Source organism: Sphingomonas sp. CCH21-G11 (assembly GCF_001555965.1).
Classification (GTDB): Bacteria; Pseudomonadota; Alphaproteobacteria; order Sphingomonadales; family Sphingomonadaceae; genus Sphingomonas.
The window spans coordinates 81,751-104,607 of the sequence record NZ_LSHX01000031.1; the positions used below are offsets into that span (position 1 = coordinate 81,751).

Sequence of the window (22,857 nt, forward strand, 5' to 3'; positions counted from 1 at the left end):
ATCGAAGCCATGATCGCGCTCTTGCTGATGCTGCTCGCCGCCGGTCCCACGCCCGGCGACCTCAAGACATTCGGCGACTGGGTCGTCGGCTGCGACAATGCGAAGCGATGTGCGGCGGTATCGCTGACCGTCGACAACGGCGTTGGCGACGCGACGATGCGGATCGAGCGCGAGCCCGGCCCCTTGGGCGATTGGACCGTGACGCTGACCCCGGACGCGGCAAAGATCGGCCGCGTCGCGGTGCGGCTGGACGGCGCGACGCTGGCCCGCGGCGAGGTCGCCGATGCCGGGCTGACGATTACCGGGGCGAGCGCCGACGCGATCGTCCGGCGCATGGTCAATGGCAAGCAGCTGACCGTCGAGCGCCTGGTCGATGGTCGGGTGTTCACCCGCGTCTCGCTGACCGGCGCGTCGGCGACGCTGCGCTATATCGACGCCGAACAGAGCCGGGTGGGCACGGTGACCGCGGTCGTGGCGCGCGGCAGTCGCCCGGCCAGCAATGTACCCAGCTCACGCCCGCTGCCGGTGGTCGTTCAGGTACGCGCGCCCCGCAGGCCGCCCGAGGCGATCGGCCCGACGCTGCGCCGCGCGATCGAGGCGCAGACCGGCTGTGCCGACGAACAGGGCGGGCCCGACCTCACCCCCGATCCTGTCCGGCTCGACGCGCGGACCACGCTGGTCCTCATCCCCTGCGGCGCGGGCGCCTATAATTTCAGCGCGGTGCCCGTGCTGGTACGCAACGGCAAGTTCAGCGTCGCGCCGTTCGACGTGCAGGTCGGTTTCAGCCCCGATGCCACGCTGCTGGTCAACGCCGACTGGGACGCCGATCGCGCCCGTCTGACCGAATATTCCAAGGGCCGCGGGCTCGGCGATTGCGGCACGTCGAGCGAATATGCCTGGGACGGCGACCGTTTCCGCCTGGTCGAGCAGGCCGCGATGAGCGAATGCCGCGGGTCGATCGACTGGATCACAGTGTGGCGCGCAGCGACGATCCGGTGAACGGGTCGCGCGGTTTGAACGCCTAACCCCTCACGGCGCCATCGGGCGCGGTTGCGCTTCGGCCAGGATCAGCCCGAACCAGTCGCGCGCGTCGGTCCATTCGGCAACCGGGGTCCAGCCCCCTGCACGCAGCAGCGCGCGGGCATCGCGCGGACCGTATTTGTGGCTGTTTTCGGTGTGGATCGTCTCGCCCGCAGCGATGCTGAACGCCCGGCCATCGACGTGGAACGACACGTCGCGCAGCGCCTCCAGATGCATCTCGATGCGTGCGGCATCGTCATTCCAGATCGCGCGATGGCGAAACGCGTCGACGGGCAGGTCGCCGTCGAGTTCGCGGTTGATCCGCTCGATCAGGTTGAGGTTGAACGCCGCCGTCACCCCGCGCGCATCGTCATAGGCCGGGACCAGTATGTCGGCGGGCTTGATCCGGTCGATCCCGATCAGCAGCATCGACCCCTCGCCCAGCGAGGCGCGCATCGTGCGCAACAGGTCGACCGCGCCGAACGCGGTCAGGTTGCCGATCGTCGAACCGGGAAAGAAGCCGAGCTTGGGCAGGTCGGCGACCGGGGCGGGCAGCCGCACCGGCTGCATGAAGTTCGCCTCGACCGGATAGACTTCGATCGCCGGAAACGCGTCGGCGAGGCCGGCGGCCGATTCACGCAGGAAGTCGCCCGAAATGTCGATCGGGACATAGGCCGCGGGAGCGATGCAGCGCAGCAGGATCGGCGTCTTGGTCGACGATCCCGAGCCGAATTCGATCACGGCGCGCCCGGTGCCGACGCGGTCGCCGATGTCGGCGCACGCCGCGTCCAGGATCGCCGTTTCGGTCCGGGTCGGATAATATTCGTCGAGCGTCGTGATTGCCTCGAACAGTTCCGAACCCCGCCGGTCGTAGAACCAGCGGGCGGGAATGGCGCGCGGGCGCGCCGCCAGTCCATTGAGCACGTCGGCGCGAAAGGCGGGATCGGCGAGCGAGGCCTGACCGTCCTCGATTTCGGGCTTCAGCATGTCACAGGTCCCTGGCGAGCCGCACGCCGGTGAACTGCCAGCGTTGGTGGGGGTAGAAGAAATTGCGGTAGCTGGCGCGCAGGTGCCCCCGCGGCGTCGCGCACGATCCGCCCTTCAGCACGAACTGCCCGCTCATGAACTTGCCGTTATATTCGCCGACTGCCCCCGCCGCCGCCGTGAAGCCGGGATAGGGGCGAAAGGCACTGCCGGTCCATTCCCAGACATCGCCGAAAAATGCCGGTCCGCCGGTCGACGGCCGCGGTTCGACCGGCCCGGCCGTATCGAGCTGATTGCCGCCCAGCGGGTCCTCGTCGGCGACGGCGGCTTCCCATTCCGCCTCGGTCGGCAGCCGCGCGCCGGCCCAGCGCGCATAGGCATCGGCTTCGTAGAAGCTGACATGCGTGACCGGGGCCGCCGGGTCGATCGCGCGCCGCCCGTCCAGCCCGAAACGCGTCCACGCGTCGTCGCGCCGTTCCCAATAGAGCGGCGCCTCAACGCCCTCCGCGCGCACCCACGCCCAGCCGTCGGACAGCCAGTGCCGGGGGTCGGCATAGCCGCCATCGGCGATGAATGCCGCCCATTCGCCGTTGGTGACCGTGCGGTCGGCGATCGCATGCGCGTGGAGGAGCACCGGATGGCGCGGGCCTTCGCAATCAAAGCTGAAACCATCGCCGCCGTGCCCGACCGACGCGATGCCCGCCGGCCCCTCGATCCAGCGGATCGGCCCCGGCATCGCCACCGGAACCTTGCGCGCGCCCGGCCACACTGCCGGCTCGATCGGATTGCGCGCGAACAGGTGGAGAAGATCGGTGACCAGCAGCTCCTGATGCTGCTGCTCGTGATGGCAGCCGAGCTCGACCAGGTCGCGCGCCGCCGGCGGCAGGTCGGGAAGCGCGGCGACCAGCGCCGCATCCACCGCGGCACGATAGGCCTTGACCTCGTCCAGCGTCGGGCGCGTCAACAGGCCCCTGGACGGCCGGGCATGGCGCGCGCCCTCTGCATCGTAATAGCTGTTGAACAGATAGGGGAAGCGATCGTCGTGCAGGCGATAGCCCGTGACGAAATCACGCAGCACAAAGGTTTCGAAGAACCAGGTGGTATGCGCGAGGTGCCATTTGGCGGGTGACGCGTCGTCCATCGACTGGGCGGTGGCATCCGCATCGCTCAACGGCGCGACCAGCTGGTCGCTCAGCCGCCGCACCGCCAGATAGCGTTCCGCGATCGGGGCGGCCCGTGGCCTGGCTATGGTCTTGGCCATTCACGCCTCCTTCGCTCCGCGTGTTCACTGTCTGTGTGTCAATCCGGGCGGCGGAAATCTGTCGCTACATTGCTATTGTGACGCCCCGGGCACCCACAGAACGTCGCCGTCCGCCAATTGGTTCACATGACGGGCGAAAACGAACAGAAAGTCGGACAGCCGGTTGAGATAGGTCAGCGCCAGCGGATTGAGCGGGACCGTCGCCGACGCGGCGACCGCCGTACGCTCGGCCCGTCGCGCCGTCGCCCGCGCGACATGCAGCGCCGCCGCCGCCGGGCTTCCGCCGGGCAGGATGAAGCTGGTCAGCGGGGCCAGGCCGCCATTGACGCGATCGATCGTCGACTCCAGCCACGCGATCTGGCCCGCCACGATCCGCAGCACCATGTCGCCGGGGGTGTAATCGTCGCCCGGCGTCGCCAGATCCGCGCCCAGATCGAACAGGTCGTTCTGGATGCGGCGGAGCAGCGCGAGGTCGTCCCCGGCCAGCAGGGTCGACGCGACGCCGATCAGCGAATTGACCTCGTCGACATCGCCGATCACCGCAATGCGCGGATCCGCCTTCGACACGCGGCTGCCGTCGACCAGACCGGTCGAGCCGTCGTCGCCGGTGCGCGTATAGATGCGGTTCAGCCTGACCATGCGCGCCCGGGCCGATCAGCTCCGGCCGCTGGCGAACAGGATCAGCACGACGACGACAATCGCCAGCGCCTGAAAAAAGATGCGCTGCTGCATCATCTTGTTCGACTGGATGCTCGAGCGCGCCGGGCCCTCGCCCTTCAGCTCCGCCTCGGTGGTGCGCAGGAACGAGATGATGCCGCGCACCAGCGCCACCACCGTCGCGAGCATCGCTGCAATCAGCAGGATGATGAGGAAGGTCTGCATGCCCCCTATCTAGGCCGTCGCCAGCGCGAAACCAAGCGGAAGTCGCCCCGCGCGCAGCTTTTGGGCAAGATCGTCCAAGCGACCGTCCGCATCGCTGAAGCGGTCGAGCGTCGGCGCGCCGTCGCGCTTGGCGAGCCGCCGACCGTCGGCCGAGACGATCAGCGGGTGATGGTGATAGCGCGGCACGGCCAGCCCGAGCAGCGCCTGGAGCAGGCGGTGGACATGCGTGGCGGCGAACAGGTCACGCCCGCGCACCACGTCGCTCACGCCCTGTGCGGCATCGTCGACGGTTACCGCCAGGTGGTAGCTGGCGGGTGCGTCCTTGCGCGCCAGCACCACGTCGCCATGCCCGAGCGGATCGGCGCGGATCGTGCCGGCAGTCGCGTCGTGCCAGTCGAGCGGCCCCACGCGGGCGACCGCGGCCGCCATGTCCAGCCGCCAGCTATGCGGATCGCGCGCCAGCCGTTCGGCGCGCAATCCGGGCGGCAGCGCGCGGCAGGTGCCGGGATAGACCGGTCCGTCGGGCCCGTGCGGCGCGCTCAGGCTGGCCGCCACCTCGCGCGCGATGTCGGCGCGGGTGCAGAAACAGGGATAGAGCAGCCCCGCATCGCGCAGCTGGTCGAGCGCGGCCGCATAGGCATCAAGCCGCTGCGACTGATACCAGACCGGCCCGTCCCAGCCGAGCCCGAGCGCGGCAAGGTCGGCGAGGATCGCGTCGACATGTTCCGGCCGGCTGCGCGTCGCGTCGATATCCTCGATCCGGACAAGGAAGCGCCCCCCCGCCGCGCGCGCCAGATCGTGCGCGCGCACCGCCGACAAGGCGTGGCCAAGATGCAGCCGCCCGGTCGGCGACGGCGCGAAGCGGCTGACGATCGGTTCGCTCATCTGTCGCTCAACATGGCCCTTGACCGCGAGTCGCTGCACATGCTGTCATACGCGCGTCATCCTTCTTGGCGAAAGGCGGGGAGGATAAGGGAAGGGAGCCCGATGTATCATCCCGATCTGATCCGGCACCCCGACGGGTGCCCCGCGCTCGTCCTGAACGCGGACTATACACCGCTCAGCTACTATCCGCTGAGCGTGTGGCCGTGGCAGACCGCGATCAAGGCGGTGTTCCTGGATCGTGTCGACATCGTGTCCTACTATGAACGCGAGGTCCGAAGTCCCACCGCGAGGCTGAAGCTGCCTTCAGTCATCGCGCTCAAGCAATATGTCAAACCTTCCCAATTCCCCGCCTTCACCCGCTTCAACCTGTTCCTTCGCGACAAGTTCGCCTGCCAATATTGTGGCCATCCCAAGGAACTGACCTTCGACCACGTCGTCCCGCGCGCCCAGGGGGGCCGCACCACCTGGGAAAACGTCGTCACCGCCTGCGCGCCGTGCAACCTGAAGAAGGGCGGCCGCACCCCCAAACAGGCCGCCATGCCGCTCCACATCGCGCCCATCCGCCCGACCAGCTGGCAGCTTCAGGAACATGGCCGGCGCTTCCCGCCCAACCACCTCCACGAAACCTGGCGCGACTGGCTCTACTGGGACGTCGAGCTGGAGGCTTGAAACCGGCTGTCGGGCGCGCCTGCCGGCATTTGCGATGCGGGCACGCTGATCCCGTTCAACGCGCGAGGCCACGGTGCTTGTCGGCACTGTCCTATCGGGTTAATACAGCAGCCCGATGAAAGCGACGCTGGATCACCCGTTGGACAATGTGAAGGGCGCGCGCGAGGGCGTCGCGAAGATCCTGCGCACGCTGGGCGACGAGCGTCCCGAAGCGCCGCCGCCGTCCGCGCCGCCGCCCCCGTCGCCACCTCGTTCCGGCGGGACACGGATGCGCTGGATCGCGCGCGGGCTGGGCGCGGTGGCGGTGCTGTTCGTCGTGCTGGTCGCGTGGCTGGCGCTGACCGCTCCGCTTTCCAAGTCGCTCGAGCCGCCGGCATCGCCGTCCATCACGCTCGTATCAGCCGAAGGCACGCCGATCGCGCGCAACGGCGCGATCATCGGCGATCCCGTCGACGCCGAAACCCTGCCCGCGCATGTCCGCGATGCCTTTCTGGCGATCGAGGACCGCCGCTTCTACGGACATTGGGGGGTCGACCCACGCGGCATCGCGCGCGCCGCCTTTCACAACATGGTCAGCGACGGACGTTCGCAGGGCGGCAGTACCATCACCCAGCAGCTGGCGAAGAACGCGTTCCTCAATTCCGACCGCACCTTCGGCCGCAAGCTGCGCGAAGTGGCGATCGCCTTCTGGCTGGAGGCGTGGCTGAGCAAGAACGCGATCCTGTCGCGCTATCTGTCGAACGTCTATTTCGGCGACAATGTCTATGGCCTCGATGCCGCCGCCGACCATTATTTCAGCCGCGATCCCGAAGAGCTGACGATCGCGCAGGCGGCGATGCTCGCCGGGCTGGTGAAGGCGCCGTCGCGGCTCGCCCCGACCGGCAACCTGAAGGGCGCGCGCGACCGCCAGAAGCTGGTCGTCGCCGCAATGGTCGATGCCGGTTTCCTGGGCGCGGACGAGGCCGAGGATGTCCGCCCCGCCCGGCTGAAGGTCAACCGGATCAAGGCGCTGCCGTCGGGCACCTATTTCGCCGACTGGGTGATGCCCGCCGCGCGCGACCGCGCGGGCGGCATCGACAATGACGGGCGCATCGAAACCACTTTGGAGATCAAGGCGCAGCGCGCCGCCGAGCGCGCGGTGCGCGGTGCGGGCCTGCGCGAGGCACAGGTCGCGATCGTCGCGATGCGCCCCGACGGGCGGGTGATCGCCATGGTCGGCGGCAAGGATTATGCGAAGAACCAGTTCAACCGCGCGACGTCGGCCTCGCGTCAGCCGGGATCGACCTTCAAGCTGTTCGTCTATCTGGCCGCCCTGCGCGCAGGCATGACGCCCGATACGATCGTCGACGATTCGCCGGTCGAGATCGCGGGCTGGGCACCGCGCAACAATGACGGGCGCTATCGCGGCGACATCACCCTGCGCACCGCCTTCGCGGTGTCGAGCAATGTCGTCGCCGCGCGCCTGACCCAGCAGGTCGGCCCGCGCGCGGTGATCCGCGCCGCGCGCGACCTGGGCATCTCGACCCCGATCGATCCGGAGGCGTCGATCGCGCTTGGCACGCCGTCGGTGTCGCTGCTCGAGCTGACCGCCGCCTATGCCGCGATTGCCGCGGGCGAGGCGCCGGTCCGCCCGCGCGGGTTGAAACAGGTCGACGAACCGGGCTGGCTGGAGCGGCTGGGCGGCGGCACCCGGCGGTTGGGCGAACGCGAGCTGGCGCAGATGCGCGAGCTGCTCGCCGCATCGGTGTCCGGCGGGACGAGCCGCCAGGCGGCGCTGCCCATCCAGGTCTATGGCAAGACCGGCACGACCCAGGACAGTCGCGACGCGCTGTTCGTCGGCTATGCCGGCGGCATCGTCACCGGCGTTTGGCTGGGGAATGACGACAACACCCCCAATGCCGGGCTGACCGGCGGCGGCCTGCCTGCGCGCATCTGGCGGGCATTCATGTCCGACGTGATCGATGTCGGCGCGTATCCCGAGGAGGCGATCGAGGTCGACGAGGCGATCGAAAATGCGATCGACGCGGGCATCGACAACGACACGCTGTTCGACGCCGAACTGGACGACGGCACCGGGGTCACGATCACCAGCGAAGGCGGCGTGACGCTGCGCAACGGCGACGGGGAAATCCCGATCGTGCCGCCATCGCGCGAAGGCAATCCATTGCGTCTCGAGCGTTTTTCCGGACCCGGCGAGCGGCGCGGCGATCCACCGCCCGAACCCGACGACAGCAACCCGCCGCAATAGCGCAACCCGCCAGCATTGACGCTGCGCGCGCAGGGCGTAAGGCGGCGGCCGATGCGCTTCTTTTCAGATAATGCTGCGCCGGTGTCACCGCAGGTGATGGCGGCACTGGCCGATGCCGACCGGCTCGACACCGCCTATGACGGTGACGGCTGGAGCCGCCAGCTCGACCATCGCTTTTCCGAACTGTTCGAAACGCGGGTCGAGGTGCTGTGGGTGGCCACCGGCACCGCTGCCAACGCACTCGCGCTCGCCGCATTGTGCCCGCCCCACGGCGCGGTTCTGTGCCACCACGACGCGCATATCCAGAACGACGAATGCGGCGCGCCCGAATTCTACATGCACGGCGCGAAGCTGATGCTGGTCGACGGGGTCGGTGCCAAGATGACCGCGGCGACGCTGGCCGACCGGCTGGCGACGATCCGCGACGACGTGCATCAGGTTCAGCCGCACGCGGTGTCGATCACCAACGCGACCGAATATGGCCTGACCTATCGCCCCGATGAAGTGGCCGCGATCGGCACGCTCGCCCGCGCGCGCGGCCTGTCGCTGCACATGGACGGTGCGCGCTTCGCCAATGCGCTCGCCTTTGCCGGCTGCACGCCCGCGGAAATGACATGGAAAAGCGGCGTCGACGCGCTCAGCTTCGGCTTCGTCAAGAATGGCGGCATGTCGGCGGAGGCGCTGGTCTTCTTTCGCGAGGGCCTCGCCGACGCGACGCGCTATCGCCGCAAGCGCGCCGGGCACCTGTTGTCCAAGGGCCGCTATCTGGCCGCGCAGATCCTGGCGCTGCTCGACGACGATCTGTGGCTCGCCAACGCGCGCACCGCCAATGCCGCCGCGGCGATGCTGGCGACCGCGGTTCCCGACCGCCTGGTCCACCCGGTCGAGGCGAACGAGGTGTTCGTGCGGATGACGCCCGACGAAGCGGCCGCGCTGCGCCGCGACGGTTTCGATTTCTACGACTGGGGACCGGACGAGGCACGCTTCGTGTTCAGCTGGCACCATCGCGAAGACGCCATCCGGCCGCTCGCCGACGCGCTGGCGCGATTATGACCGCGCCCGGGCCGCCGGTCGCGCCGCCGCCGCAATCGACGCGGCTGGCGGTCCTGATCCCGTTCGCGGTCATCACGCTGATCTGGGGTTCGACCTGGATCGTCATCCGCGACCAGCTCGGCACCGTGCCGCCCAGCTGGTCGGTCGCGTATCGCTTCGGCATCGGCGGCGCGGTGATGCTGGTCTGGGCGGCGTGGCGCGGCGAGCTCGTGCGGCTCGACGCCCGCGGCTGGGCGTTCGCGTCGACGCTGGGCACCGCGCAGTTCGTGCTCAATTTCAACTTCGTCTACCGCGCCGAACAATATGTCACCTCGGGACTGGTCGCGGTGGTGTTCGCGCTGCTGCTCGTCCCCAATGCCATCCTGGCGCGACTCTTTCTGGGTCAGCGCATGGGCGGGCAGCTGCTCGCCGGCTCGGTCGTCGCGATGGCGGGCGTCGCCCTGCTGTTCATCCATGAAGCGCGCGTCGATCCGACCGCGACCGGCGCGGTCGTGACCGGGGTCGGCTTGACGCTGATGGGCGTCCTGTCCGCCTCGACCGCCAATGTGATGCAGGCCACCCGGCTGTCGCGCGCCTATCCAATGTCGCTGATCGTCAGCGTCGCGATGCTGGTGGGCGCGGGGGTCAATGTGCTCTTCGCGCTGATGACCGTCGGCGCGCCTGTATTCGACTGGCGGCCCAGCTACATCCTCGGCGTGCTCTATCTCGGCATCGTCGCCTCGGCGCTGGCCTTTACCCTCTATTTCGGCCTCATCCGCACGATCGGCCCGGCCAAGGCGGCCTATTCGAGCGTGATCATCCCGGTGATCGCGATGCTGCTGTCGACCGTGTTCGAGGGCTATCGCTGGTCGGCGCTTGCCGTCGCGGGCGGCGCGCTGGCGATGATCGGGCTGGTCATTGCGTTGAGGGCGCGCAGGCCGAACCGGTAGTCCGGGTAAAGCGGCCGCCAGCCCAGCACCCGCCGTGCACGCCCGTTTGCGATCCGGCGATTCTCGGCATAGAAATCGCGTGCCATCGGCCCGAGCTGCGCCGCCTCCAGCGTCTGGAGCGGCGGCAACGGCGCGCCCAGCAGGCGACAGGCATAGGCGATCACGTCGTTCTGGCTGGCGGGCAGGTCGTCCGCGAGGTTGTAGACGCCGGCGGGTGCAGCGAACCCGGCGACCACGCCGCGCGCGATATCGTCGACATGGATGCGGCTGAACACCTGTCCGGGCAGGTCGATGCGCGTCGCCCGGCCGTCGCGCACCCGGTCGAGCGCGGAGCGGCCGGGGCCATAGATGCCGGGCAGCCGGAACACCCGCGCCCCGATCGCGCGCCACGCCGCGTCGGCCGCCGCGCGCTCGGTCCGCCGCCCGCCGCCGGTCGGCGCGGTCTCGTCGACCCAGGCACCGCCGGTGTCGCCATAAACGCCCGTCGCCGACAGATAGCCGACCCAGCCCGGATGCACGCGCAGCGCGTCGCCATGGCGCGTCAGCACGGGATCGTCGCCCTCCGGAGGTACCGAAGAAAGGACGTGCGTCGCATTCCCCAGTTCAAAGGCGACCCGGTCGCGATCGTCGAACGCGATCGTGCCGTCGCGCCGCGAGCGGCTCGTCCCGACGACGCGCGCGCCTTGGGCTTCGGCCAGGGCGGCGATACGCTTCGCCGCATAGCCGAGCCCGAAGATCAGCAGCCGCACGACGCGCCCGCCCCGACGCGGCTATTGCGCGCCGTAACCGCCGTAGAGCATGCCGAAAAAGTCGCCCTTGTTCCAGGCCGGGCGCTGATCGGCATCGGCGATCGCGCGCGCAATCGCGTAGTTCGCCTCGATGAAGCGAACGCCCGACTGCCAGTTGATCGGCAGCGAGACCTCGTCCGACGCCTGGTGGTAATGCTTGGCAAAGAACTCCTCGACCGCCGCCTTGCCGGCGCCCTTCTGCCCCGGCCACAGGAAGACCGACGGCACGCCCTGCTGGACGAAGCGATAATGGTCCGAACGCGTGAAGATGCCCTGGTCGGGCATCGGATCGGGCGAGAAGGGCACGCCCAGATCGCCGACTGCCTTGCGCACGATCGGCCCCAGCGTCGAACGGTCCGCGCCGAACGCGATCATATCCTCGAACGCATAGGTCAGGATCGGCATGTCAAGATTGACGTCGGCGACGATGTTCTCCTTGGGCACCGACGGATTGCGCGCGAAATAGTCGGAGCCGACCAGCCCCTTTTCCTCGGCGGTCACCGCCAGGAACAGGATCGAGCGCCGTGGCGGCGTGCCCGACATCTTGAACCGTCGCGCTTCCTCGATCAGCGAAGCGATGCCGACCGAATTGTCCATCGCGCCGTTATAGATGGTGTCGCCATCCTTGCCCTTGCCGATGCCGACATGGTCGAGATGCGCGGACAGGACGACGATTTCGTCCTTCACCGCGGGGTCGCTGCCCGGCAGCAGCGCGGCGACATTATAGCTCGTGATCGGCTTGCGCGCCGTCTTGAGCGTCACGGCAAGGCGCGTCGGCAGCTCGACCGGCGTGAACTTGGCCCCGTCGGTCTCGGCACGCTTGGCGAGGTCGGCCCATTTGACCTTGGCACCGGCGAACAGCTTCTCCGCACCCGCCAGGCTGAGCGCCCCGACTCCCGGGGTGCCGGGCGCGGGCACGTAGCCCGTGCCATCCGGGTGCGCCCAGGTCATGCGCGCGCTGTCCCAGCTGTCGACCGAGCGGCTGAACGGGCGCACCTTCGCGGTGATCGGCGACTCGAGGATGATGACGCCAACCGCCCCCTTGGTCGCGGCATAGGCGATCTTGTTGCCGTTGTTGCCGAAATGGGCGCGCTCCTCGCCGGGAAAGGCCCGCGGCGCGCCACCGAAAAAGGCGACGATCTTGCCCTTCACGTCGACCGATCCATAATCCTTGCGGCCGAACTGCGGCGCGTCGATGCCGTAACCGACAAAGACGACCGGCGCGTCGACGCGGGTCACGTCGCGGCTGGGGTCGGCACCCGGCAGGTAATCGGTGCCGAACTCAAGGGTCTCGCTCTTCCCCCCACGGGTCAGGACAAAGCTGCCCTTGTCGACCGGCGTGTAGCTGAGCAGCGGCACCTTTTGCAGGAAGCTGCCCTTGTCGCCCGCGGGCTTCAGCCCCTGGGCATAGAATTGCGATGCGACATATTCGGCCGCGATCTCATATTCGGGCGTCCCCGCTTCGCGGCCCTTGAGCGCGTCGGACGCCAGGAACATCACATGGCTGCGCATCAGCGCCTGTTCGGGCGTCAGCTCGGCCTCCGCCGCGGCGGTCGCGGCCGGCGCAGGCGCCGTTTCCTGGGCAAGCAGCGGCGCGGACGACGCGAGCAACACGGCAGCAATCGAGAAACGGAACATTGGCATCCTCATCAAAGCGGGCATAAAGGACTGCTAGCAGCGTCCGGCCGGTTTTCGCAAACGGTCGAACGCAAATTCATGCATTCCGCACTATCGGCCCAGTGCTGTTCGATCCGGACCCCAGATCATGCTCGATGTCCAATATGCCGCAACGCCCCCCGAAGTGACGCGGCTCGATGCCTATCGCCCGCCCGACTGGCAGGTGACCATGGTCGATCTGGCGTTCGAGCTGGCCGCCGATCGCACCGTCGTCACCGCACGGCTTTCGGTCGAGCGCGCGGGCACGCACGACCGGCCGCTGCGCCTCGACCATGACGGCCTGACGCCGCTTGCGATCGCGGTCGACGGCGTGGCGTGCGACGCGGCGGCGTGGACGCTGGACGCGACTCAGCTGACCATCCGCCTGCCGGGCGCGGCGCACGTCGTCGAAACCCGTGTCGAACTGGCCCCGGGGCGCAACACCCAGTTGATGGGCCTCTATGCCTCGGGCGGGATCCTGTGCACGCAATGCGAGGCCGAGGGGTTCCGCCGCATCACCTTCTTCTCCGATCGGCCCGACGTGCTCAGCCGCTACCGCGTGCGGATGGAAGCCGACAAGCGCCGCTACCCGATCCTGCTCGCCAACGGCGATCCGGTCGCGGCGGGCGACCTGCCCGACGGTCGCCACTTCGCCGAATGGAACGACCCCTTCCCCAAGCCGAGCTATCTGTTCGCGATGGTCGCCGGCGACCTTGCCGCCAACCGGGCGACGTTCACGACGATGCGCGGGCGCGAGGTCCAGCTCGCCATCTGGGTGCGCGAAAAGGACCTGGGCAAGACCGATCACGCGCTCCACGCGCTCAGGACTGCGATGGCGTGGGACGAGCGCGTCTATGGCCGCGAATACGACCTGGACGTGTTCAACATCGTCGCGGTCGACGACTTCAATTTCGGGGCGATGGAGAACAAGGGGCTGAATATCTTCAACAGCCGCTACATCCTCGCCGATCCCGACACCGCGACCGATTACGATTATGACGCGGTGTCGGCGGTGGTCGCGCACGAATATTTCCACAACTGGTCGGGCAACCGGGTCACCTGCCGCGACTGGTTCCAGCTCAGCCTCAAGGAAGGCTTCACCGTCTTTCGCGACCAGAGCTTTTCCGCCGACCAGGGTTCGGCCGCAGTGAAGCGGATCGAGGATGTCCGATCGTTGCGGGCGGCGCAGTTTCCCGAGGATGCCGGGCCGCTCGCCCATCCGGTGCGCCCGGAATCCTATATCGAGATCTCGAATTTCTACACCGCGACGATCTATGGCAAGGGCGCGGAAGTCATCCGGATGATGGCGACCATCCTGGGACCGGAGAAATTCCGTGCCGCCACCGACCTGTATTTCGACCGTTTCGACGGCACCGCCGCGACGTGCGAGGATTTCGTCGCCTGCATGGAGGAAGCGAGCGGCATCGACCTGAGCCGCTTTCGCCTGTGGTATTCGCAGGCCGGGACCCCGCGGCTGAAGGCACGGATCGCGCATGATCCCGACGCCCGACGCGCGACGTTGACGCTTGAACAGACGGTGTCGCCGACACCGGGCCAGCCGGTCAAGCAACCCATGCTGCTGCCGCTCCGGCTGAAGCTGTTCGGGGCCCGGAGCGGCGCGACGCTGGCCGACGAGCAGCTGATGCTGATGGACGAAGCCACGCTCGATCTCGCCTTCGACGACGTCGGCGAGCCGCCGGTGCTGTCGATCAATCGTGGCTTTTCCGCGCCGATCATCGTCGAGACCAATCGCACCGCCGACGACCTGGTGTTCCTGTCCGCGCACGACGACGATCCGTTCGCCCGCTATGAAGCGATGCAGCAGCTGATGCTCGACACGCTGGTTGCTGCAGTGACGCGCGGCCAGGCCGGGCATCAGCCGGTGATCGACGCGATCGCCAAGACGCTGGCCGACCCCGCGCTCGACCCGGCCTTCATCGCGGAGGCGGTGCTGCTGCCGTCGGACAGCTTTATCGGCGATCAGCTGGAGGTGGTCGATCCAGATGCGATCTTTCGCGCGCGCGAGGCGTTGCGGCGCGATATCGGTCGCCAGCTCGAGGGCCAGTGGCGCGACGCCTATGCCGCAACGCGCGCCGATCGCTTCGAATATTCGCCCGCGGCCAAGGGCGCACGGCGGCTGCGCTCGGTGGCGCTCGGCTATATCAGCGCCGCGGGCGCGCCCGACGCCGCCAGCCTGGCCTTTGTGCAGTTCGAGCAGGCGGACAACATGACCGACCGCCAGGGCGCGCTGACCACGCTGGCGAGCAGCCTGTCGGACAAGCGCGTCGCCGCGCTCGACATCTTCTACCAGCGCTATCGCGACAATGCGCTGGTGCTCGACAAATGGTTCTCGACCCAGGCGCTGTCGACGCGCGACGACACGCTCGACCTGGTGCTCGAACTCGCCCGCCACCGCGATTTCACGCTGGCCAACCCCAATCGCGCCCGCGCACTGGTCGGCGCGTTCGGGGTCAATCAGCGCGCCTTCCATGCGGCCGACGGGCGCGGCTATCGCTTCGTCGCCGACCAGCTGCTCGCGCTCGACAAGCTCAATCCCCAGACCGCGGCCAAGCTGCTGCCCCCGCTCGGCCGGTGGCGGCGCTTCGATCCCGCGCGCGCGCAGCTGATGCGCGCGGAACTGGCACGCATTCTGGCGACGCCGGGGCTGAGCAAGGACATGATCGAGCAGGCGAGCAAGAGCCTCGCCGACTGACGCGGGGTGCTGGACGGCTGCGGGCCGTTACAGCGCCGCCAGCCCGCGCGCGACCGCGCGCAGCGTCGCCGGGTTGAACTGGACCCAGATATGGCTGCTCGCGATTTCGGCGTGCGGCTGGGCGGGATCGTGGCAGATGGCGCCGTTGACCAGGCCGTCGCGCGCGCTCCAGATCGCCAGCGTCGGCACCGGCGGCACCCGCGCGGCCTGTTCGCCGAACGCACGGACCGCCGGATCATCGATCCGTGCCCCCGACAGCATTTCATAGGCGCGCCAGACATTGGTCGCGGTCGGCGGGCCAGCGAAGGGCGCGCTGATCGTCACCACGCCGCGCACCTCGTCCGGATGCCGATGCGCGACGATCCGCGCCATGATCCCGCCGAGCGAGACGCCGATCAGGGTCACCGGCCGGCCGGTTTCACGGTGGACGTCGGCAACGCGCGCGAACAAGCGGTCACCCTGCGCGCCGATCGTGCGCTGGCCAAGGTTGCGCCCCAGCCCCCACCCGCGCGCATCATAGCCGATCGCGCACAGATAGCGCCGCAAGGCCACATTCGACCGATCGGAATTGAACAGGCCGGGCAGGATCAGCACCGGACGCCCGTCGCCCGGGGGCACGCGCTTCAGGTCGCGCCAGGCAAAGGGCAGCCGTGCCATCTGTCCCGCCGCGCGCGGCAGCTCGCCCGCCAGGAGGCGCAGCGGCGGCGGCCCTAGAACCACCACATCACCCCGAAGGAAAACGGCGTCCAGCGGCCGACGCGCACCCCCGCCCTGCGCAGCATTCCGGCCGACCAGGCGTTGCAGGTGCGGATCGCGTCATAATGGCCGCGCGCCGGGTGGAACACGTCATGGCCCGCATAGCCCGATGCCGCCGCGCCCGGCGCGAACTGGTCGCGCAGCGCCGCCTGCAAGCGGGCGAACTCGGCCGGCCGCAACGTGACCGCACGCACCGAACGCCCCGCGACCGGCGCGGCGATATGTTCGACATGGAGCACGGTGCGGTCGCTGCCGACCAGCGCCGCGAGCGCGGTTGCGGGGCTGAGATCGCGCCAGGTCGGCGTGTCGATATAGAAGGCGCGGTCGCCCCAGCCGATCGCCAGCCAGGGATGGGCGAGATGACGGCGATCGCGCACCCCCTGGCCCGCCAGGATCTCGCGCCATTCGGGGCCTAGCGCGGCCTTCGGCACCGCGATGCCGGTGTGCACGCCATTGTCCTCGATGAAGATGCGCACCCCGGTCGCGGGCGCGCGCCACCCGGCATTGGCGGGCAGGATCGATCCGCCCAGCGCGGCGATCAGATAGGCGAGCGGCAGCAGCGCGATCAGGCCGAACCCGCGCGCAAGTCCCCGCAACATCGTCCGATTTCGTTTCATCGCCCGTCATGCTATCCGGTTCGCATGGCCAGCGAAACGCATGTCTTTGCCGCGCCGCCGCCGGGCGCGGCCGCCGACTGGACGATCCCGCAGGACTGGGATCGTTTCAGCGACGCCGAACATGGCGTGTGGGACACGCTGTTCGAACGCCAATCGGCGCTGTTGCCGGGCCGTGCGTCCGACGCGTTCCTGCGCGGCATCGACGTGCTGCGCCTGTCGCGTCCGGGCATCCCGGATTTCGCCGAACTGTCCGCGCGGTTGATGGACCTGACCGGGTGGCAGGTGGTGGCGGTGCCCGGGCTCGTCCCCGATGACGTGTTTTTCGATCACCTCGCCAACCGCCGTTTCGTCGCGGGCAACTTCATCCGCCGCGCCGACCAGCTCGACTATCTCCAGGAACCGGACGTGTTCCACGACGTGTTCGGCCATGTGCCGATGCTCGCCGATCCGGTGTTCGCCGACTATATGGCGGCCTATGGGCGCGGCGGCCTGCGCGCGCTGGAATACGGGTCGCTGAAACAGCTGGCGCGGCTATACTGGTACACGGTCGAATTCGGACTGATTGAGGAGGCGGGTGCCCTGCGCATCTATGGCGCGGGTATCGTGTCGAGCGCGTCGGAAAGCCGCTTCGCGCTGGAGGATCCGAGCCCCAACCGCATCGGCTTCGACCTGAAGCGGGTGATGCGCACCGACTATCGGATCGACGATTTCCAGCAGAATTACTTCGTCATCCCCAGCTTCGACGAATTGCTCCGCGTGACGGTCGAGACCGATTTCGCGCCGCTCTATGCCGAACTCGCCACCCTGCCCGACATCGCCATCGCCGACATCCTGGCCGAAGACCGCGTCATCACCCGCGGGACCCAGGAATATGCGCTGGCCCGCGCGGCGGGATGAGCGCCTTTAGGAGCGGTCCACCTCTATCGAGCCACCCTCTCCGTCACCCCGGCCTTGCGCCGGGGTCCCGCTGCCTGCGCCGGCGCAAGAAAAAGCGGGACCCCGGGTCAAGCCCCGGGGTGACCGATAAATTGATTTGCTTATGTAACCCGATCCGCCCGCTCACCAGCTCCCATAGCCCGGCGCTTCGCTCGGCACCGCCGGCCCCAGCCGGGTCGCGGCGCGCCAGCCGTGGCGCGGGCGCTTGACCAGTCGCAGCACCGGCCAGTCGCCATCGCCGCGCCGTGCCGCCAGCCGCAGCCCCTGGCGGCGATAGGCGTGCGCCACCGCACCGGCCTGCGCATCGAGCAACCCGGCGAGGATCAGCGTCCCGCCAGGCGCCAGCGCGGCCGCCAGCGCTGGCGCAAGGTCGATCAGCGGACCCGCCAGGATATTGGCGATGATCAGGTCATAGGGCGCACGCGCCACCAGCATGGCATGGTCGATCCCCGGCGCGACGGCGAGCGCGATCCGCCCGCGCTCGCTTCCCAGCGGCACGCGGTTGATCGCGGCATTGTCGCGCACCACGCCGATCGAAACGGGATCAATGTCCGACGCCGCGACATAGGCCGCCGGCCACAAATGCCGCGCGGCAAAGGCGAGCAGGCCCGTCCCGGTGCCGACATCGACGATGTTGCGGAACACGCAGCCCCGGCGTTTGAGTCGGTCGAGCTCGGCCAGGCACCCCGCGGTCGTCGCATGCCCGCCGGTGCCGAAGGCGAGGCCGGCGTCGATGCGCAACGCGACCGCACCCGGCGGGACGGTGCCGCGATTGGTTTCGGTGTGGACATAGAATCGCCCGGTATGGACCGGTTCGATCCCCGCCTGGCTCAGCGTCACCCAGTCGGTCTCCTCGACCCGCTCCAGCGCCGGGGGCGCCGTGGCCGAACTGGGGGCGAGCGCGCGGACCGCCGCGATCGCGGTGCGGCCGGGCCTGGTCTCGAAATAGGCGTCGATCTGCCACGCCATGGGATCGTCGACGACACGCTCGCTGGTCATCAGCACGGGCACCGGGTCGATCAGCGCCACCGCCTCCAGATCGATCGCCTCCGCCTCCGCGCGCGTGCATCCCAGGGTGAGCTTCCAGCTCATCGCGCGCGCGCCTGCGCCTCGGTCGCCAGTCGCGCCGCGAGCCGCTGGCGCGCGGCGTCGGCATAGCGGGCGCATGCGCCCCGATCGACGAGCGGCGCGCTTCCCGCCAGCCGGGGGTAGAGGTCGCTTGCGCCCGGATGCGGGGTGATCAGCACGTCGCACGGCAGCCCGGCGACACGGTCGATCGCGGCACGGAACGCGGCGACCACCTCCGGATGGTCCGAATACCGGTAATCGTCGGCGGCGTAGGCGGTCAGGCTGTCGGCATAGACGAAGTCGAGGCAACGCGCACCGTCGCAGCTGCGCCACGACCAGCTCGTCGATCCCGGCGTATGCCCCGGCGTCGCGTGCGCGGTCAGCGCGATCGGGCCGACCCGGACGACATCGCCGTCAGCGACCGTGCCGTCAACCGGCGTGCCGGGAAAGGGATCGTTGAGGCCGAGCTGCGGGTCGCCCGGCTGAGCGCGCCCGGTTTCGATCGCGGCACGCGCGGGCGCGCGCACCCGCAGCTGCGCCCCGGTCAGCCGGCGCAGCTCGGCAAGCCCGCCGGCATGGTCGTTATGCTCATGGCCGTTCAGCAGGATGCGCACGTCGCCGGCGCGAAAGCCCAAACGCGCGATATTGTCGGCGATGCCAGCGGCGGCGCGATCGGTTGCCCCGTCGATCAGGACATGGCCGGCGTCGGAGGTGACGAGCAGCGCGACGATGCCGCACGTCCCGACCAGATAGACATTGGCGTGGACGCGCGCAGGGGGCGCCGGGTCGCTCCAGCCATCGCGATCCCGGCACGCGGCCGCGAGCGCGGCGCCGGTAAAGGGGCTTGCAGCCTGTGCGGGCGCGGGCGGAGAAACGGGCGCGTCCGCAGGCGCGCAGCCGGCGAGCGCCAGACCCGCCAGCAGCCCCCTAGCGAACATAGCTCGCCCCGTTGGCGTCGAGCACTGCGCCGGTCATCGACTCGGGCGCGTCGAGCGCACAGAAGCGCGCGATCGCGGCAATTTCGTCGGGGGTCGCGACGCGGCCGAGCGGGATGTCGGCGAGCAATTTGTCGCCGCCGCGGCTGGCCAGATACTCCTCGGCCATCCCCGTCATCGTGAAGCCGGGGCAGATCGCGAAGGCGAGGATGCCCTGCCCCGAATAGGCGCGGGCGATCGACTTGGTCATCGCCACCATCCCCGCTTTCGACGCCGCATAATGCCAGTGCGCCGGGCTGTCGCCGCGATAGGCGGCGCGGCTGGCGATGTTGACGATCCGCCCGCCCCGCCCGCGCGCCTGCCAGTGGCGCACCGCCAGCCGGCACAGCTCGGCCGACGCGGTCAGGTTGATCCGCATCGTGCGTTCCCACCCCGCCACCCAGGCGTCATGGTCGAGGTCGATCGGCGCGGCTTCGAACACGCCGGCGTTGTTGACCAGCACATCGATGTCGCCGCCGAGCGCGTCGATGGCACGCGCCCACAGGTCGCGGGGGGCGGCCGGGTCGGCCAGGTCGGCGGCGATGCCGCTCGCGGTGCCGTGTCCGACCACGGTCGCGCCGGCCCGGTCCAGCGCGGCAAGGATCGCGGAACCGATGCCGCGGCTGGTGCCGGTGACGAGAATCTTGAGGCTCATGCCGCGGGGCTTAGCCCGCGGCACCGCGGCGCGAAAGCCCGCTCAGGCGGCGGCGACTGCGGCGGAGAAGTTCTCGGCCGCGCGCTGCAGCGAGTTCAGGCGCTCGTCGACGTCGGTCGAATCGCGCTCGAGCGATTCGAGTTCGCTCGATACCCGGTCGGTGTCCTCGCGGATCGCGCTGATCGTCTGCGACATCGAATCGGCCGCGAGCGCGGTTTCATCGACCGCGGCGGTGATCGCGGTGACGGTGCGGGCCTGCAATTCCATGACGCTGCGGATGCGATTGGCGCTGTCCTGCACCTCGCCGACGATGTCGCGGATCGACGCGTTGATGTTGACGGTCGACTGGGTCGCGTCCTGGATCGCGGCGATCTGGGCGGCGATGTCGTCGGTCGCCCGCGCGGTCTGGCTCGCCAGGCTCTTCACTTCCTGGGCGACGACGGCAAAGCCACGCCCGGCATCGCCGGCGCGCGCCGCCTCGATCGTCGCGTTGAGCGCGAGCAGATTGGTCTGGCCGGCAATGTCGCGGATGAGACCCAGGATCGATTCGATCGACTTCGCATGGACCGACAGCGTGTCCGAAATGCTGACCGCCACGCCCGCCTGGCCCGACGCGCGCGTCGCGATGTCGGCGGCGGCCTCGACCTCGATGCGCGCGTCCTCGATCGCGCGGATCAGCCCGGCGGCAGTCTGCGCGGCCTCGCGCATCGCCACGGCAGACTGTTCGGCGGCAACGGCGACTTCCGACGTCTTGCTGACCATGCCCCGCGCCGAAACCGAGGCCTCGTGCGCCTGGACCCGGATGCCGGAACCCAGCGTGGTGACGCCTTCGATCGATTCGGCGATATCGTTGCGGAACGCCTGCGCGCGCGCGAAGCGTTCGGCGTTGGCAAGTGCCGCGTCGCTTTCGCCCAGGCGCGAAGCGATCAGGTCGGCCTCCACCAGCACCAGGCGCATCAGTGCATCGCCGGCGGAACGCAGCCGCGCCGGATCGTGACCGATGCGACTCTCGATCAGCTTGAATGTCTCGCTGTGCGCCAGCGACATGGCCGCGAACAGCAGCTGCAGCGGGACGCCGGCCTGGTGCGTGTCGATCGCGTTGCGGAACGCGATCTCCATCCATGCCTCGTCATAAGGATTGCCGAACTTCAGTTTCGCAAAGCCCGCGCTACCGGCGATCCGGACCTGCAGCTGGCGCTGATCGAGATTGAGGTCCTTGCCCGCGTTCTTCATGATCGAGCCGAAATAGGCCCAGAACGCGGTGGCCAGTTGGGTCCAGTCCGCGTCCGAAACCGTTTCGGTGATGATTGCACAGCCTTCGCGGATACCGTCATCCCAATCGAACGAGCGGATACGTTCGCGTGCGGCGCGGGTGTCGCCGCCCCATCCGCCGACGTCCGCATGTCGTATCTGCGCCATCCTGTCCGCTCCCTTATGCGGCGACCTTTGCGACGAACTCGCCGGCGCCTGCCTTCAATGACCCGATTTCGTTGTCGAGCGCCTCGAATCCGCGGCCGACCTGTTCGATCTCCGAGGCGACGCTTTCGGTATCCTCGCGAATCGCCGCGATCGTGGTCGACATCGAATCGGCGGCGAGCGCGGTTTCATCGACTGCCGCGGTGATCGCGGTGACGGTCTGCGCCTGCACTTCCATCGCGCGCCGGATGCGGATCGCGCTTTCCTGAACCTCGGCCACCGTGTCACGGATCGACGCGTTGGTTTCGACCGTCGACTGGGTCGCCTGCTGGATCGTCGCGATCTTGGCGGCAATGTCGTCGGTCGCGCGCGCCGTCTGGTTGGCCAGGCTCTTCACTTCCTGCGCGACGACTGCGAAACCGCGCCCGGCATCGCCCGCGCGTGCCGCCTCGATCGTCGCGTTGAGCGCAAGCAGGTTCGTCTGGCCGGCAATGTCGCGGATCAGACCCAGGATCGATTCGATCGACTTCGCATGGTCGGACAGCGCGGCCGACATTCCGACCGCATTACCCGCCTGGCTCGAGGCGCGCGTCGCGATATCGGCGGCGGCCTCGACTTCGGAGCGCGCGTCCTCGATCGCGCGGATCAGCCCGGCAGCGGTCTGCGCGGCCTCGCGCATCGCCACGGCAGACTGTTCGGCGGCGGCCGCCACTTCGGACGCCTTGCCCAGCATCCCGCGCGCCGAAACCGACGTGTGCTCTGCCTGGCGGCGAAGCGCATCGCCCTCGCGCGACGCCCGCTCGACCGTTTGCCCGATATCGTTGCGGAACTGTGCGGCGAGCGCGTCGCGCGCCTGCGCGGCGGAATGCTCGCGATAGCAATTGTACAGCGCGACGGTGATGTCGCTTTCCAGCGCGGAGAGGCGCATCAGCGTGTCGATCATGCCGGGCAATCCCTGATCGCCGCGATCGACGCGCCGCATCAGCACTTCGAGCGCGGCGCGGTCGCTGGCGTTGATCATCGACAGCAGTGCCATCGGCGGGACGCCCGACGTATAGGCCGCCGCGACCGAGCGCTCGATCGATTCGACCCACCCCATCGCGCGGACGTTGAGAAAGCGGTTGCGCAGGAATTCGACGCCCAAGTCGATCATTTTTTCGGTTTCGTGCGGTGCCCAATCGCGCTGGTCGGCAAAACAGCGCAGCCACTGGTGCCAATAGGCCTCCGCGATCCCCCGGATTTCCGGCTCCAAAACCTGCCATACGGTGCGGCTGGCCTCGGTCATCTGGCTGTCGAAATCGAAGACGCGCAGGCGGGACGACAGGTCGATCGACGCAGCGAACCGGT

At 68.9% G+C, this 22,857-nt stretch carries 21 protein-coding genes; 7 read left to right on the forward strand and 14 right to left on the reverse strand.

What is annotated here, in order from left to right:
- Positions 1 to 9 precede the first annotated feature (9 nt).
- On the forward strand, positions 10 to 999 hold the full coding sequence (locus AX676_RS08020) for a DUF1176 domain-containing protein (RefSeq protein ID WP_066482982.1): 990 nt from the start codon (positions 10 to 12) through the stop codon (positions 997 to 999).
- 30 nt (positions 1,000 to 1,029) lie between these two features.
- On the opposite strand, the gene egtD is transcribed toward AX676_RS08020, so the two are convergent.
- The 5 genes from egtD to gluQRS all read right to left on the reverse strand — a co-directional run bounded on the left by egtD (position 1,030) and on the right by gluQRS (position 5,032).
- Entirely contained in the window at positions 1,030 to 2,007 is a 978-nt protein-coding gene (gene egtD, locus AX676_RS08025; RefSeq protein WP_066482984.1) for an L-histidine N(alpha)-methyltransferase, read from the reverse strand.
- A 1-nt stretch (position 2,008) separates the two neighbouring features.
- Positions 2,009 to 3,265 (reverse strand): ergothioneine biosynthesis protein EgtB, encoded by a 1,257-nt coding sequence (gene egtB / locus AX676_RS08030; protein WP_066482986.1) that lies wholly within the window; start codon positions 3,263 to 3,265, stop codon positions 2,009 to 2,011.
- A gap of 72 nt (positions 3,266 to 3,337) precedes the next feature.
- Positions 3,338 to 3,904, reverse strand: a complete 567-nt coding sequence (locus AX676_RS08035; protein WP_066482988.1) for a cob(I)yrinic acid a,c-diamide adenosyltransferase — start codon at positions 3,902 to 3,904, stop codon at positions 3,338 to 3,340.
- A 15-nt stretch (positions 3,905 to 3,919) separates the two neighbouring features.
- Positions 3,920 to 4,147 carry a twin transmembrane helix small protein gene (locus AX676_RS08040; RefSeq protein ID WP_066482991.1) on the reverse strand — a complete coding sequence of 76 codons (228 nt, stop codon included), beginning with the start codon at positions 4,145 to 4,147 and terminating at the stop codon, positions 3,920 to 3,922.
- 9 nt (positions 4,148 to 4,156) lie between these two features.
- Complete coding sequence (gluQRS, locus tag AX676_RS08045) at positions 4,157 to 5,032, reverse strand: tRNA glutamyl-Q(34) synthetase GluQRS (RefSeq protein ID WP_066482993.1); 876 nt, start codon at positions 5,030 to 5,032, stop codon at positions 4,157 to 4,159.
- Positions 5,033 to 5,134: 102 nt separating this feature from the next.
- On the opposite strand from gluQRS, the gene AX676_RS08050 reads away from it, so the two are divergent.
- The 4 genes from AX676_RS08050 (at position 5,135) to AX676_RS08065 (ending at position 9,931) form a co-directional block, all read left to right on the forward strand.
- Positions 5,135 to 5,701 (forward strand): HNH endonuclease, encoded by a 567-nt coding sequence (locus AX676_RS08050; RefSeq protein WP_066482995.1) that lies wholly within the window; start codon positions 5,135 to 5,137, stop codon positions 5,699 to 5,701.
- A gap of 115 nt (positions 5,702 to 5,816) precedes the next feature.
- Positions 5,817 to 7,949, forward strand: a complete 2,133-nt coding sequence (locus AX676_RS08055) for a transglycosylase domain-containing protein (protein WP_066544214.1) — start codon at positions 5,817 to 5,819, stop codon at positions 7,947 to 7,949.
- 51 nt (positions 7,950 to 8,000) lie between these two features.
- On the forward strand, positions 8,001 to 9,002 hold the full coding sequence (locus AX676_RS08060; RefSeq protein ID WP_066483003.1) for a threonine aldolase family protein: 1,002 nt from the start codon (positions 8,001 to 8,003) through the stop codon (positions 9,000 to 9,002).
- Positions 8,999 to 9,931 carry a DMT family transporter gene (locus AX676_RS08065; protein WP_066483005.1) on the forward strand — a complete coding sequence of 311 codons (933 nt, stop codon included), beginning with the start codon at positions 8,999 to 9,001 and terminating at the stop codon, positions 9,929 to 9,931. The genes AX676_RS08060 and AX676_RS08065 overlap by 4 nt, the downstream gene beginning before the upstream one ends.
- On the opposite strand, the gene AX676_RS08070 is transcribed toward AX676_RS08065, so the two are convergent.
- Together AX676_RS08070 and AX676_RS08075 are read right to left on the reverse strand one after the other, a co-directional pair.
- The gene (locus tag AX676_RS08070) at positions 9,841 to 10,680 is read right to left on the reverse strand and encodes an NAD(P)-dependent oxidoreductase (protein ID WP_066483008.1); all 840 of its coding nucleotides are present in this window, start codon (positions 10,678 to 10,680) and stop codon (positions 9,841 to 9,843) included. The two genes, AX676_RS08065 and AX676_RS08070, sit on opposite strands and share 91 nt — an antisense overlap.
- Positions 10,681 to 10,701: 21 nt before the next feature.
- Entirely contained in the window at positions 10,702 to 12,357 is a 1,656-nt protein-coding gene (locus tag AX676_RS08075; RefSeq protein WP_066483010.1) for a M28 family metallopeptidase, read from the reverse strand.
- A gap of 127 nt (positions 12,358 to 12,484) precedes the next feature.
- Here AX676_RS08075 and pepN point away from each other — a divergent pair, with 127 nt between their 5' ends.
- Entirely contained in the window at positions 12,485 to 15,088 is a 2,604-nt protein-coding gene (gene pepN, locus AX676_RS08080) for an aminopeptidase N (RefSeq protein WP_066483012.1), read from the forward strand.
- 27 nt (positions 15,089 to 15,115) lie between these two features.
- On the opposite strand, the gene AX676_RS08085 is transcribed toward pepN, so the two are convergent.
- On the reverse strand, positions 15,116 to 15,808 hold the full coding sequence (locus AX676_RS08085) for an esterase/lipase family protein (protein ID WP_231726131.1): 693 nt from the start codon (positions 15,806 to 15,808) through the stop codon (positions 15,116 to 15,118).
- Entirely contained in the window at positions 15,799 to 16,443 is a 645-nt protein-coding gene (locus tag AX676_RS08090) for a TIGR02117 family protein (RefSeq protein WP_082730855.1), read from the reverse strand. Before AX676_RS08090 ends, AX676_RS08085 begins: the two co-directional genes overlap by 10 nt.
- Positions 16,444 to 16,485: 42 nt before the next feature.
- Here AX676_RS08090 and phhA point away from each other — a divergent pair, with 42 nt between their 5' ends.
- Complete coding sequence (gene phhA, locus AX676_RS08095; protein ID WP_066483014.1) at positions 16,486 to 17,358, forward strand: phenylalanine 4-monooxygenase; 873 nt, start codon at positions 16,486 to 16,488, stop codon at positions 17,356 to 17,358.
- A 162-nt stretch (positions 17,359 to 17,520) separates the two neighbouring features.
- On the opposite strand, the gene AX676_RS08100 is transcribed toward phhA, so the two are convergent.
- From AX676_RS08100 to AX676_RS08120, 5 genes are read right to left on the reverse strand one after another with little or no spacing between them, the layout of a single operon-like run.
- Positions 17,521 to 18,489: a 50S ribosomal protein L11 methyltransferase gene (locus tag AX676_RS08100; protein ID WP_066483097.1), complete on the reverse strand. Its 969-nt coding sequence runs from the start codon at positions 18,487 to 18,489 to the stop codon at positions 17,521 to 17,523.
- Positions 18,486 to 19,403, reverse strand: a complete 918-nt coding sequence (bla, locus tag AX676_RS08105) for a subclass B3 metallo-beta-lactamase (RefSeq protein WP_082730853.1) — start codon at positions 19,401 to 19,403, stop codon at positions 18,486 to 18,488. The genes AX676_RS08100 and bla overlap by 4 nt, the downstream gene beginning before the upstream one ends.
- Entirely contained in the window at positions 19,393 to 20,094 is a 702-nt protein-coding gene (locus tag AX676_RS08110) for an SDR family NAD(P)-dependent oxidoreductase (RefSeq protein ID WP_066483016.1), read from the reverse strand. The genes bla and AX676_RS08110 overlap by 11 nt, the downstream gene beginning before the upstream one ends.
- Before the next feature lie 42 nt (positions 20,095 to 20,136).
- Entirely contained in the window at positions 20,137 to 21,513 is a 1,377-nt protein-coding gene (locus tag AX676_RS08115) for a methyl-accepting chemotaxis protein (protein ID WP_066483019.1), read from the reverse strand.
- Between the two features lie 13 nt (positions 21,514 to 21,526).
- Positions 21,527 to 22,795 (reverse strand): methyl-accepting chemotaxis protein, encoded by a 1,269-nt coding sequence (locus tag AX676_RS08120; protein WP_082730854.1) that lies wholly within the window; start codon positions 22,793 to 22,795, stop codon positions 21,527 to 21,529.
- Between the last annotated feature and the right edge of the window lie 62 nt (positions 22,796 to 22,857).